The sequence below is a fragment of the Caldicellulosiruptoraceae bacterium PP1 genome (genome assembly GCA_041320695.1).
GTDB lineage: Bacteria > Bacillota > Thermoanaerobacteria > Caldicellulosiruptorales > Caldicellulosiruptoraceae > JBGGOQ01.
Genome location: JBGGOQ010000006.1, coordinates 68,158 through 81,330 on the forward strand (window position 1 = coordinate 68,158; position 13,173 = coordinate 81,330).

At 26.5% G+C, this 13,173-nt stretch carries 11 protein-coding genes and 2 pseudogenes; 11 read left to right on the plus strand and 2 right to left on the minus strand.

The genetic code is table 11. The features are described from left to right. Nucleotides 1-22: 22 nt before the first annotated feature. Both ACAG39_08945 and ACAG39_08950 read left to right on the plus strand, forming a co-directional pair. The gene (locus ACAG39_08945; GenBank protein ID MEZ0537363.1) at nucleotides 23-913 is read left to right on the plus strand and encodes a carbohydrate ABC transporter permease; all 891 of its coding nucleotides are present in this window, start codon (nucleotides 23-25) and stop codon (nucleotides 911-913) included. Between the two features lie 380 nt (nucleotides 914-1,293). Then, on the plus strand, nucleotides 1,294-2,952 hold the full coding sequence (locus ACAG39_08950) for an extracellular solute-binding protein (protein MEZ0537364.1): 1,659 nt from the start codon (nucleotides 1,294-1,296) through the stop codon (nucleotides 2,950-2,952). 104 nt (nucleotides 2,953-3,056) lie between these two features. Here the strand turns inward: ACAG39_08950 and ACAG39_08955 are convergent. After that, a pseudogene (locus ACAG39_08955) lies at nucleotides 3,057-3,293 on the minus strand (ISL3 family transposase). Nucleotides 3,294-3,550: 257 nt separating this feature from the next. Between ACAG39_08955 and ACAG39_08960 the strand changes: the two are divergent. The 3 genes from ACAG39_08960 to ACAG39_08970 are packed head-to-tail and all read left to right on the plus strand — an operon-like array spanning nucleotide 3,551 to nucleotide 6,759. Then, on the plus strand, nucleotides 3,551-3,940 hold the full coding sequence (locus tag ACAG39_08960; GenBank protein MEZ0537365.1) for a GntR family transcriptional regulator: 390 nt from the start codon (nucleotides 3,551-3,553) through the stop codon (nucleotides 3,938-3,940). After that, the gene (locus ACAG39_08965) at nucleotides 3,933-4,832 is read left to right on the plus strand and encodes an ABC transporter ATP-binding protein (protein ID MEZ0537366.1); all 900 of its coding nucleotides are present in this window, start codon (nucleotides 3,933-3,935) and stop codon (nucleotides 4,830-4,832) included. Before ACAG39_08960 ends, ACAG39_08965 begins: the two co-directional genes overlap by 8 nt. Next, nucleotides 4,807-6,759, plus strand: coding sequence for a DUF6449 domain-containing protein (locus tag ACAG39_08970; GenBank protein MEZ0537367.1), 1,953 nt, complete (start codon nucleotides 4,807-4,809; stop codon nucleotides 6,757-6,759). The genes ACAG39_08965 and ACAG39_08970 overlap by 26 nt, the downstream gene beginning before the upstream one ends. A 58-nt stretch (nucleotides 6,760-6,817) precedes the next feature. On the opposite strand, the gene ACAG39_08975 is transcribed toward ACAG39_08970, so the two are convergent. Further along, on the minus strand, nucleotides 6,818-7,567 hold the full coding sequence (locus ACAG39_08975; GenBank protein ID MEZ0537368.1) for a fumarylacetoacetate hydrolase family protein: 750 nt from the start codon (nucleotides 7,565-7,567) through the stop codon (nucleotides 6,818-6,820). Nucleotides 7,568-7,710: 143 nt separating this feature from the next. On the opposite strand from ACAG39_08975, the gene ACAG39_08980 reads away from it, so the two are divergent. The 6 genes and pseudogenes from ACAG39_08980 to feoB all read left to right on the plus strand — a co-directional run bounded on the left by ACAG39_08980 (nucleotide 7,711) and on the right by feoB (nucleotide 13,107). Beyond that, complete coding sequence (locus ACAG39_08980) at nucleotides 7,711-9,459, plus strand: hypothetical protein (protein MEZ0537369.1); 1,749 nt, start codon at nucleotides 7,711-7,713, stop codon at nucleotides 9,457-9,459. Nucleotides 9,460-9,635: 176 nt separating this feature from the next. After that, nucleotides 9,636-9,797: pseudogene (locus ACAG39_08985) on the plus strand (ATP-binding protein). Between the two features lie 6 nt (nucleotides 9,798-9,803). After that, on the plus strand, nucleotides 9,804-10,079 hold the full coding sequence (locus ACAG39_08990) for a helix-turn-helix domain-containing protein (GenBank protein MEZ0537370.1): 276 nt from the start codon (nucleotides 9,804-9,806) through the stop codon (nucleotides 10,077-10,079). A 200-nt stretch (nucleotides 10,080-10,279) separates the two neighbouring features. Further along, nucleotides 10,280-10,597, plus strand: coding sequence for an HIRAN domain-containing protein (locus tag ACAG39_08995; GenBank protein ID MEZ0537371.1), 318 nt, complete (start codon nucleotides 10,280-10,282; stop codon nucleotides 10,595-10,597). Between the two features lie 468 nt (nucleotides 10,598-11,065). Then, nucleotides 11,066-11,278 carry a ferrous iron transport protein A gene (locus tag ACAG39_09000; GenBank protein ID MEZ0537372.1) on the plus strand — a complete coding sequence of 71 codons (213 nt, stop codon included), beginning with the start codon at nucleotides 11,066-11,068 and terminating at the stop codon, nucleotides 11,276-11,278. A 20-nt stretch (nucleotides 11,279-11,298) separates the two neighbouring features. Then, nucleotides 11,299-13,107 (plus strand): ferrous iron transport protein B, encoded by a 1,809-nt coding sequence (gene feoB, locus ACAG39_09005; protein ID MEZ0537373.1) that lies wholly within the window; start codon nucleotides 11,299-11,301, stop codon nucleotides 13,105-13,107. Nucleotides 13,108-13,173: the final 66 nt, after the last annotated feature.

Genomic DNA, 13,173 nt, shown 5'->3' on the forward strand with positions numbered 1-13,173 from the left:
ATTAAGAAAGGAGAATGAAAGAATGAAGTATAAAACGAAGGGGGATAAAATATTTGATATCTTTAACGGTATTATTATGATAATTATATTAATTTTAACATTCTATCCATTTTGGTATTGTTTGATTGGTTCGCTTAATACGGGTAGTGATTATATGAGAGGAGGGGTTTATTTTTTACCAAGGGTATTTACTCTTGCTAATTATAAAGCAGTATTTGCAAATGAAGGGCTGGTACAAGCTTTTATAGTGAGTATAGGCAGAACTGTGATAGGTACATTTTTTCACTTAGTAGTGACAGGAATGTTTGCTTATGCATTTTCGAGAAATTACTTAAAAGGGAAAAATCTATATGCTACCTTAGGTATAATAACAATGTATTTTGGAGGTGGTTTAATACCTACATATCTGAATATGAAAATGTTAGGTTTAATTGATAACTTTTTAGTGTATATACTACCAAATTTGTTCTCTTTTTGGGATGTTTTGATTTTGCAAACCTCGTTTAAGGAAATTCCTGATTCTATAATTGAATCAGCTAAAATTGATGGTGCTGGAGAATATACAATTTTTTTCAAACTCATAGTTCCTCTTTCACTACCTGTGTTTGCTGTTATAGCATTATTTCATGCTGTATTTCAATGGAATTCATTTTTTGATGCTATGTTATATACAAACTCAGATTATCTTCAACCTATACAATACTTACTGATGAAAATAATAAGAAATAGAGAAGCTGCAGTTAACGTAGTTTCACAATTTGAATCTTTATATCGCAGTCGCCAAGAAGAAGTAAATTCTACCACTCTTCAATTAGCAACAATGATTGTTGCTACAATCCCAATTTTATGTGTTTATCCATTTATTCAAAAGTATTTTGTAAAAGGTGTAATGGTAGGGTCTATAAAAGGATAAATAGAGAATTAATTATATAATTTGAATTTATCAGGATTTACAAATATAAATTTATAATAAATAAATACCAATTATGAATGTTAATTATATTTATAACAAATTGAATATTATTTAGAATAAGATAAGGTTAAAAAATTAGACTTTTTAATAAAAAAAAGAAAATCTTCAGCAAAATAACAAGATATAAATATAATTGATAAAAAGAATATAAGAAGCAATAAAAAAATAAATCTTGAGAATATGAAAACTTTTAAAGCTCAATAAAGTTAAGAAGATCATATACGTAAATGTTTATGAGTTTTTAAGATGTTTGTAAATGCTCATTATGAGCATTTTATAAAAAGCTATAATGATATTATAAATAGGAGGTTGGTTTTTAAATGAAAAAATATTTTAAACAACTTGCAGGAATTTTAAATCTTGTTTTTGTGTTAGTTTTTATAATTAGTCCTGCAAATGCAAAAGTGAATATTAAACCGTATTGGGAATGGGGGAATAGTCCTAAAAAACTTGATTGGTTTGTAAATTATGGTTGGTATAATGTAAAATGGGATTCAGAACATACTATGATGCACAACTTAATTAAACAAAAGACTGGGATTGACCTGAAGATAATGACTCCAGCAACTGATTCAAATGATAAAATTAATGCTATGATTGCAGCAGATGATTTGCCTGATATGATAAGTGGTGCTGCAGGTTCTGCACCTTTGGAAAATTTAAAGAGCAGTAATAAAGTATGGGATCTTACAGAATTGATACGTAAATATTGTCCGAAAGCATTTAGTGAAAGTGTAATTCCTCCATCAATGCCAAGAAATATGGCTGATAGAAAAGATGGAAAGTGGTATGAATATCCAACAGGTTATGAAGCTCCAGAGAATCTTAAAAAAAATGGTGTGAAACCATGGTCAAATGCAATTATAGTTGCACGACAGGATTTTATGAAAAAGTTAAATATCAATCCACAGACAGATTTTAAAACTCAAGATAAAATGATAGCAACATTAAAGAAATTTAAAAATGCTAATATAACATATAAAGGTGTAAAAGTTACTCCATTATTGGTTGGACCAGAAGGTGGAGCATGGGAAGCTTTTGGTTGGATGGCAGATACTTTCTTTGCGATACCAAGTGAAGATAATAAGGGTAATTTAATTGATACAAGGACTCATCCTAAAAAACTTGAGGCAATTTTATTTGGAAGGAAACTGTATGCTGAAGGTTTAATTCCAAAAGAAAACTTTACATTTCAGAGAAAACAAATAGAAGAAAAACTTGCATCAGGAACTGTATTTGCATTTATGGGAAATAAGTCAGACTACCAAGGAGCAATGTGGACAGCTTATCAACAAGACAAGAATGCTAAATATATTGCAGCAGAACCAGTGAGGTCAAAAGATGGGAAAGATCCAGCCTATACTTATGGTATTGGTCATGGCTGGGCAGTTACATTAATATCTAAAAAATCAAAGGATCCAGCGACAGCAATTAGATTCATAACTTGGATGTATAGTGATGAAGGAGCCATATTGCAGGAATTTGGTGTAGAAAATAAAACATTTACAGTTGGGAAAGATGGTAAAATATATCTGAAAAAAGAGCTATTAGAATTACGAGAAAAGAACTACACGGAATATCAAAAAAAGTATGGCTTCGGTGATTTTTGGTGGTTTCCCAATGATAGGAATGCAGGACGATATCCTCCACCCCAGAATGAAAGTGATGTTTATTATGAAAGTCTTACAAGTTTAATGAGAAAATATGGGCACTTTAATGAATTATTTGAAAGATTAGATTTACCTGCAGGTTCAACTTTAGCAACAAATGCTCAGCAAATTGACACATATTGGAATAATCAAGTACCAAAGATGTTGCTTGCTAAATCTGATGCAGAAGCTAGAAAAATATATACTGAAACCATAGCAAAAATGAAAAAGATGGGTTTAGATGAAATAGTAAAATATAGAAATCAATTATTCCAAGCTAATAAGAAAAAAGCAGGGTACAAATTTGCATGGCCTGAACCACATAATTAAAGTGATGTTTTATCAAGATTGTGAGGGCAGGTATTTCTGAATACTTGCCCTTCAACTTTTTAAGCACATATGAAATAAAATGAGAATAGTATATTTATACAACTTATTGCATTCTTGATTGTTCTTTTTATATATTCTTTACAATAATCAGTTAAATTTTTTAATAAGTGAAATTTATTGCTTATTTGAATTGGAGTAGCATGAGAATCTTTTATAACTTTAGTATAAGTAATGGAACCATCTCTATAGAATATCTCTAAATTCAATTATCCTTCTAACCATTCTTTTACATTGTCATAATCTCTAAAATTTATAATATCAATAACTTTTCCAGATGTAATTATATAATGGTTTACTGATAATAATTAATAAAGAATAGTCTGACTAAAAGTCAGGCTTTTTTCATTTTCATTAAAAGATATTTTATATTTTGAATTCTTCTTAAAAGTAATAATTATGCATTTTAACAATATTGTATAAAAAGTTCTGTAGTCAAGTTGGGTAAATATTCAAAACCATCTTTACAATAAAAACAAATTAAATTATAATATAATTGTATTAACACTTATAATACAGTTAACACAAGGGGGGTGATTAAGTGTTTGAATTAGATTTAAGAAGTAGAGTTCCAATATATGAACAGCTTGTTCAAAAGATAAAAGAAATGATTATAAAAGAGGTTTTAAAAGAAAATGAACAGCTACCATCAGTAAGGACCCTATCTAAAGAGCTATCTATCAATCCTAACACAATACAAAAGGCTTATCGAGAGTTAGAAATTCAAGGCTATATTTATTCTATACCAGGCAAAGGGAATTATGTTTTTCCAATAAAAAAGGATAAAAATGTTGAAAAAATAAACAAACTTAAATTAGAAATAAAAAAATTAATTTCTGAGGCTATGTATCTTGGTATGGCTAAAGATGAGCTAGTAAGCATTATTGATGAAATTGAGAATTCTTTGAAAGGAGGAAAATTTTATGATTAAGGTTGAAAACCTAACTAAGAGATTTGATGATATTGAAGCATTAGACAACGTGAGTATTCATATACAAAAAGCCTCAATCTTTGGCATTGTCGGAACAAACGGAGCTGGAAAAACTACATTATTAAAATCTATTGTAGGTGTTTATAAAACTGATAGAGGAAAGATTACAATAGATGGGGAAGATGTTTTTGAAAATGTCAAGGTAAAATCAAGAATATTTTATATTCCTGATAATCCTTTCTTTTTTTCACAGTTTAATATCAAGCAAATGTCAGAATTTTATAAAGGCGTATTTAGTAGCTGGAATCAAGAGAGGTTTGATAATTTAAATAAGATATTCAATCTTGATATTAAAAAGAAAATAAGTAAATTTTCAAAGGGTATGCAAAAACAAGCAGCAATATACTTAGGGCTATCAACAATGCCAGATATTTTAATTATGGATGAGCCATTCGATGGGCTTGACCCTGTAATTAGAAAAAGATTTAAATCATTAATAATAAATGATGTTGCAGAAAGAGATATGACAGTTGTAATTTCATCACATAATCTTAGAGAACTTGAGGATTTTTGTGACCATATATCTATACTTCATAAAGGCGAGGTTATACTTGAAAAAGATATTGATGATCTGAAACATGATATAAATAAAATACAAGTTGTATTTAAAGAGGATTTTGATATTAATTGCTTAAATGAGTTTAGTATTCTTTCTTTTGAAAGTAGAGGTAGTATAAAAGATATTGTTATAAAAGGCAATAAAGAAAAAATAGTTGAAATATTAAATAGATATCAACCTGTTATATTAGATATTTTACCATTAACACTAGAAGAGATATTTATATATGAAATGGGGGAAGTAGGTTATGAAGTTCAAAATATCGTTAATTGATAAAAGTATTCTTATAAATAACTTAAAAAGATTTGGGTGGATAGGTGTAATTTATTTTATAGGATTATTATATATACCTCTATATATTATTCTTCAAAAAACACGTGTAGAAAATAATTATATAAAAGCTATACCCAATATTTTTAATACTGTGTGGAATATGCAGGGATTATTTATGTTAATTATTTCAATTTTTCTTGGCTCATTATTATTTAAATACATTCAAACAAAAGAAGCTTGTGATTCAATTCATAGTTTGCCTATTACAAGAGCTGTTTTATTCAGAACACATATTTTATCAGGATTTATAATTCTTTTTATTCCTATGTTAATTAGTATGTTAATAATAATTATTATAAAAGCTTTTATTGGTGTTCCAGTACTATTCAGTGTTGCTGATATAATAAAATGGAGCCTTATAAGTATTTTGTTTTCAATAGTATTTTTTATTATTACAGTTTTTTCAGGGATGCTAACAGGTAATTCTCTTTTGCAGGCTTTAGTAGCAACTATATTACTTTTATTACCTGCATTTTTATTTGTAACAATAACTTATAATTTTGAATTTCTAATTTTTGGGTATATAAGTAATCTATCTGATATAAATTGGACAATATTGTCTCCTATTATTAGAGTATTAGGTTTAGAAACAAATAAATTATCAACAATTGAGATTATTATTTATGTTTTATTGATAATAATTCTAACTATCTTTTCTGAATTATTATATAAAATTAGAAAACTTGAAATGGCAGGGCAATCAATAGCATTTCCAAAGTTAAACTATTTATTTAAGTATACTGCAGCATTTTGTGGAATGTTACTGTTTGGTTCATATTTTAAGGCTTCTTTAAATACTGATTTTAGTGTATATATAGGTTATGCTATTGGTTCATTTTTGTGCTATTTTATAGCTGAAATGATAATAAATAAAACTTTTTGGGTTTTTAGGAACTATAAAGGATATTTAATATTTTGCTTAGTTTTTGCATTTATTATTACTGGAATAAAAACTGATATTACTGGCTTTGAAAGATATGTTCCTAAGGTAGAAAACATAAAAGGTGTATATTTTAGTGGTTACGGCTTGTATAATTATAGTATTTACAAAAATAAATTGATACTTAATAACAAAGATTACATTGATAATGTTCTTGAACTTCATAAAGCTATAATAAAGAGTAAGGATAAAGTACTAAATAAACAGAATAACAAGAATAATCAAGCACGTCTCGATGCTACAATTGTATATGTTTTAAAAAATAATAAAGAGATTGCACGAAGATATAATATTGTTAGAAATGATTTTTTTGACTATCTAAAACCAATTTATGAAAACAAAGAATATAAAGAGAGAAAAGAAAATATTTTTAGGGTTAAATATTCTAATATTAAATCAATATGGATAGAAAGAAATAACTCTAAAATGGGAACCTTTATCAAAAATCAGGACATAAAAGAATTAATAGATTTAATAAAAAAAGAAATATATAATGAAAAATTTGAAGACATGATAGATGATAAAGCTGCTTGGGGGAATATTATTATAAAGCTTAATAAGCCTATAAAAGATTACGAAATCAAAACTGATGAGATATTTATTTTATTCAAAAAAAATTATTTAAGTTTAGAGAACTGGTTTAAAAATAAAGGATATATAAAAAATATAAGAATTTTGCCAGATGAAATAAAGTATGTTGCTATAGGGAAAATAGATAATTATACTTCTGAGTATATAAGAAATGGTTCAAATGAACAGTTACTCAAAAATTCATTTGCCAAAATTTATGATAAAAAATTAATTGAGTATTATTTAAGAGAGTATAAAAGTATATGGAATTATTTAGACAAAAAAGGTTATTATCTTTTATTTATAGATAAAATGAATTCAAGTTATGATATTGGTTATATAGATAAAATTAGGTAACTGGATGAATATTTTTAAATAATTGTATATAAAATAGCCTGCCTTGATATTTGGCAGGCTATTTTACTGAGTTTTTAAGCCTTCCAATTCCTTCAATTTCAACCTCAACAATATCACCTTTTTGCATAGGTCCAATTCCAGAAGGTGTTCCAGTTATTATTACATCAAATCTTTCGAGAGTTATTATTTGGCTTATAAAAGATACCAATTCATATACATTAAAAATAAGATTTTTTGTATTTGATGATTGAACTAACTTACCATTCAAATATGTATTAATATCAAGATTAAACGGGTCAACTTCATCAGTAATAAAAGGTCCTAAAGGTAAAAAGGTATCAAAGGATTTTGCAATAGTCCATTGTCCGTTTTTAGGCTGTAAATCTCTTGCCGTTACGTCATTACTGCATGTATAACCTAAGATATATTTTTTTGCTTCATCAGTTGAAACCCTGTGGCATTTATTTGAAATAACTATTGCAAGCTCACCTTCATAATCAACCTGTGAACTTAACCAGTGAGGATATATTATGTTATCATTTGGTCCTATAACAGTTGTATTTGGCTTTATAAATAGTGTAGGAGTTGATGGTATCTCTAAATTAAGTTCCTTAGCATGGTCTTTGTAGTTTAGCCCAACACATATAATCTTACTTGGAATAACAGGGGATAACACTTTTAAATCTTCAATAGTATATTTTTCTGAAGTTATAGATATTTTATTAATATCTTTTATTTTCCACACATCATTGCCTTCAATGATACCAAAAAAGGTTTTATTGTTAAATAAAAATCTACCTAATCGCAATTTTATCTCTCCTCGTCTAAAATGCTTTATTATATTTATTATATAATCAGGTGTTGTAAAAAACAAATAAGTGAAATAAAATAATAATTATAAGTATAAAAGTAAAGTTTTATTATTTTTCATATAAATTGGAGGCAATTAAAGTGCCAAATAATCATAAATTTTTTTTCAATTACCAAGATATATTAACAATAATATTTTTTATTAACATATTTATATTTTTAACTAATAAAAATACTTATACTTTAATAGTTTTAATAGTATCATTTATGCTTTTTATAATTTCAATTATATATAACCTTAGACAAAACAAAAGAATTAATTTTGAAGATATTAATTTGGAATGGGGTAAACCTAGTAGCAAAAAGATAAAAGATATTAGTAAGATAAAATCTTTCTTTGATATCTTCTTAAAAGACACAAATGATTTTGTAGTTGATGATTTGACTTGGATGAGTCTTGATATGGATAAAATTTTTGAAAAAATTAATAAAACCCAATCATTTTATGGTTCGCAGCTTTTGTACTATTTATTAAGAACACCAAAATTAGAAGAAAAGGAAATATATAAAAGGAACAATATAATTGAAAAATTAAGAAACGACAAAAATTTAACAATTATGATTCAATATTATATAAAGCTATACAATTCTCAAGGAAATAGCATTTTATTTGATTTTTTATGGAAAAATTCATATTTTTATAAACAAAAAAACTATTATGTATATGTTTTTTTATCAACATCTGTAATAGTTTTTACAATACTTACATTAATTAATACTCAAAAATGGATTATTTTCTTGGTAATTAATATTATTATTAATGGTTTTTTATATACCAAAAGTAAGCAACTTATTGAAAGTTATATAAATATTATAAGCCAAATAAATAACCTTATTTTTTGTGCAAAAAAGTTATCTAATTTAAATGTAAATAGTATTTTTAATGAATATTTTGATTTAAATAATACAATAGAAAGTCTTAATGGCTTTGAAAAATACACAAAAAAACTTTTGGTTAACAATAATATTTATAGAATATCAATGATTAATGATGCATTAGTTATATTTGAAATTATTAAATTAATTTTATTAAGAGAAATTATATTATTTCATAGATGTTGGACCAAAATTATAACATTCATCGAGCAAATTAAAAAATTATATATCGAAATTGCTATAATAGACTCTTTTTGTGCTATTGCATCATTTAAAGATAGTTTGAATTATTTTTGTACCCCAAAATTTTTATTTGAAAACAATATATATATTAATTGTAGCCAACTATATCATCCATTACTTAAAAATCCTGTTCCTTATAGTTTTGAATTAAACAAAAAAGGTTTTTTGATAACTGGTTCTAATGCCTCTGGAAAATCCACATTTATTAAAGCAGTTGGGATTAATGCTCTTTTTTCTCAGGTATTTGGTTTTTCTTTAGCAAAAGAATACAGTGCTAATATCTTTAAGATTTTTTCTGTAATTAACTTAAGTGATGATATTATGAATAATGAAAGTTTCTTTTTTAGAGAGTCGAAAGCTATAAAAAATATTATAAATAATCTAGATAATAATAAAAAGGTATTATGTTTACTTGATGAAGTCTTTAAAGGAACAAATTCACATGATAGAATTAATACAGCTAAATCGTTATTAAAATATCTTTTCACAAAAAATGTATGTTGTATAGTATCTACACATGATTATGAATTAACTATTTTACTTAATAATTATTTTGAAAATTACTATTTTGATGAAGAAATTATTGATGATAAAATAAAGTATAATTACAAACTAAAAAAGGGTGTAGCAAGTAGAAGTACAGTATTTCATATATTAAAATTATTGGATTATCCTGAAGAGATTATTTCAGAGTTAGATATTAATTCATAATAAAGCAAGATGCTATTTCCTTTTTCAAATCCTTTTTTAAGCAATAAAAGGAGCTTTAGTTAGTGCAATTATTAGCTGAGGTTATACCAATATGGTAATAGATATAAAAATTGGAATTTACGAGGATATTAAATATTTTATCACCAGGATGATTTCCGTGCACCTTAACCGAAAAAGACATACAAGAAGGTAGATCTAAAATTAGAAATAAAGTCATTGCAAGAGTGTTCAGAAAATTAAATTATATTGAACAATGGGGTAGTGATATAAAGAGAATAAAATCATTTTGTTTAAGCTATGGATTAAAAGAGCCAATTATAAAAGAAACTGGGGATTTTGTGAGTGTGGAAATATATAGAGAAGACTCACACAGTACCGGTAATGTGCTGGAAAGCACCACCGAAATGCCGGAAAAGTTTAATACATTGTCAAACCAAGAACTGATAGTATTAAAAGCAATAATAAATAGAGGACGAATTACAACAAAAGAAGTTGAACAAATTTTAGAAATTAAAGAGAAAAAAGCAAGAGAAATATTAAAAAAGATGACAGATGAAGGATTGATGGTTAGAAAGAGCAAAGGAAAAAATACTTATTATGAGATACCTTATATTAAGTAGCCAAGATTAAATAATAAATATAATATAGATAAATTGTAGTATCGGTATAGGGTTATATATGTGGCAATATAAGAAACAGAAAATGATGGAGTAGACTTTGATGAAAAGATGGAGAACCTAACTAGTGAATTTGCAGAATTGTTTACAAAATCAAGGCATCTTGAGGATTAGAAAAAATAATTATTAGGGGAGGGGAAATTATGAACAAGCCGCGTTATGCAGCAATTGTTGGCTGCAATCACTATTACGGTTTTAGAATTTTTAAACCGGGTATGAAAGTGATTCTTACAAAAGAGCCTGATAATGAATATGACGATGAAGCAATTATGGTTTCAATTAAGGATAAAGGCAAAATAGGATATATTGCAAATAGCACAAATACTGTTCCAAGAGGTTGCTACAGTGCAGGTCGAATCTATGATACATTTGAAAAGTCAACAACAGCAATTGTGAAGTTTGTTACTAATAGTTGTGTAATTGTTATGTTAAAAAATAAAAAAAGATTTGATAGAAAATAAAAATTAATGCTAATAGTTACATCAATGAAAGTCATAAAAATAACTATGTAGAAGCCATTTCAAAAAAGTGAATGGCTTCTTATCTATATCAATATATATCCTTATTAATCAACTCTGTTTCTTATTAAAACAACTCTAATATGGCAATCTATGCTGAATAAAATATATCGCACATAATAATTATTTACTAAATTTTATTTAGAGGTCATCTAAGAATATAATTTTAGAATTTTTATTTTACAATTTATAGGTAAAATTCAATTAGAAAAAACTATATATTGCCTAAAAGGAGCTATCTCTCTATCTAACTAGGTAGGACATTTTATAAAAAACTTTCCCCAAAATGCATAAAACAAAAAATTGACATCATTTTTCCTTTTTGCTATAATCTAATTGAGAATAATTATCAATTAATATTAATTATCATTCTTATTTGATAATTAATATTAATAAATAGGAGGTATTCAAATGACATTAGATAGTATTAATAAAGGTCAAGAGGTTACAATCCATAAAATTTCTAAGTTAGATGCAAAACTTTTTGCTTATAGATTAGGAATTAATGAGGGCTCTAAGGTTAAATGCATTGGTAAAATTTCAAATGGGCCAATAATTGTAAGAAAAAACAACCAGGAACTTGCAATAGGAAGAAATATTGCAAAGAACATTGAAGTAAAATAGATTTAGAAAGGAAGAATTTGATGAGTTGTCACTGCAGCACTGAAATAACTAATATTCCAAAAGACAAAGAATGGATTGCTTTAGTTGGAAATCCAAACGTAGGTAAATCAGTGGTTTTTAATAGGCTTACTGGAAAGTATGTTGAGGTTTCAAATTTTCCTGGAACAACAGTTGATATAAACTTCGGTTATTTGGATAACTATATCTTGATTGATACACCTGGTGTGTATGGTATTTCTTCTTTTAATGATGAAGAGATAGTTACAAGAAATATTGTTTTAAATGTTAATAAAGTCTTAAATGTTGTAGATGCAATGCATTTAGATAGAGACCTTTTTTTGACACAGCAATTAATTGACCTTGGGAAAGAAGTTATTGTTATTTTAAATATGATGGATGAGGTAGAAAAAAATAAGGTTTCAATTGATATAGATAAATTAAAATCACAGCTTGGAGTAGAGGTAATACCTGTATCAGCAAATAAAAATAGAGGGATGGATTTAATTAAAAAATCACTAAGTAAATTTAGAAAAGGCATTAGAAACCAAAGTTTAAATAAATACATGTTACAAGAAGACAAACTAATTGAATTTCTGATTGACAATGAAGTTTTTTGTGAAAATTTTTCGAGCATTCAAGAAGAATTATACAGTTACAGAAGGCAGTATATTGATAACATAATTTCTAATATTGTTAGGTATGATGAGAAAAATGAAAAATTAAAGAGGAAATTAAGTGAAATACTATTAAATCCAATAACAGGTTATCCCATTCTTTTAATATCAATTTATATTCTTTATTACCTTATGGGTGTTGTAGTAGCACAAAAAGTTGTTGATTTTACAATGAATAGAATTATGAATGATCAATACGGTACCTTCATTCATAACTTGTTGAATGGATTTATATCTAATAAACAAATAAATAAATTATTAATTGGGAATTTTGGACTTCTTACAATGTTTCCTATTATATTCTTTGGTTTATTATTACCACTTGTTACAGCTTTTCATTTGTTTTTAGGTTTACTTGAAGATAGTGGTTATTTGCCACGTATAGCTGCATTAATAGATAAATTCTTAAATAAAATTGGCTTAAATGGAAGAGCAATTATTCCAATAATATTGGGTTTTGGTTGTGTTACTATGGCTACAGTTACAACAAGGATTCTTGGTTCAAAAAGAGAAAGATTTATTGCAGTATTTTTATTGGGATTAACAATACCATGTTCAGCACAATTAGGTATAATTACTGGACTGATTGCAAAAATGGGATTTTGGTATTTTATTGCTTTTGTTGCAATAATTTTATTGATTTTTGGGATTGCAGGAAAGATATTAAATAAAGTAACTCCTGGTTCTTCAACTGATCTTTTTATAGATTTACCACCAATGAGGATACCTGTTGCAAAAAATGTTTTGAAAAAGACCTATTTTAAAACAAAAGGCTTCTTATATGAAGCATTTCCTATATTTGTTATTGGAACACTGTTTTTAGGTGTTTTAGATGCCTTTAATCTATTAAAAACAATTGAAAATTTTGCTAAGCCTTTAATATCTGGTTTTTTAAAACTTCCACCACAAATGGCAGAAGTATTTATATTAGGCATTATAAGAAGAGACTATGGGGCTGCAGGACTTGTTACAATTCCTACAACTAAGCCACAGATGTTTGTAGCATTAGTTACTACAACGTTATTTGTTCCATGTATAAGCTCATTTGTTATGATGATTAAAGAAAATGGGTTTAAGAATGCTTTATCTGTATGGGTTTCAAGTGCTGTCATTGCTATTTTAGTTGGTGGATTTATTGCAAATGTTATATTTTAGAGGGTGAAAAAATGATTATATGTAAGGTTTGTGGATTTAAATATGATTTGAATAAAAATTCTAGGT

Excerpts from the sequence above, each read along its gene's own strand:
- ACAG39_08945 (MEZ0537363.1), top strand. The coding sequence starts at position 23 with ATGAAGTATAAAACGAAGGGGGATAAAATATTTGATATCTTTAACGGT.
- ACAG39_08950 (MEZ0537364.1), top strand. The coding sequence starts at position 1,294 with ATGAAAAAATATTTTAAACAACTTGCAGGAATTTTAAATCTTGTTTTT.
- ACAG39_08965 (MEZ0537366.1), top strand. The coding sequence starts at position 3,933 with ATGATTAAGGTTGAAAACCTAACTAAGAGATTTGATGATATTGAAGCA.
- ACAG39_08970 (MEZ0537367.1), top strand. The coding sequence starts at position 4,807 with ATGAAGTTCAAAATATCGTTAATTGATAAAAGTATTCTTATAAATAAC.
- ACAG39_08995 (MEZ0537371.1), top strand. The coding sequence starts at position 10,280 with ATGAACAAGCCGCGTTATGCAGCAATTGTTGGCTGCAATCACTATTAC.
- ACAG39_09000 (MEZ0537372.1), top strand. The coding sequence starts at position 11,066 with ATGACATTAGATAGTATTAATAAAGGTCAAGAGGTTACAATCCATAAA.
- feoB (MEZ0537373.1), top strand. The coding sequence starts at position 11,299 with ATGAGTTGTCACTGCAGCACTGAAATAACTAATATTCCAAAAGACAAA.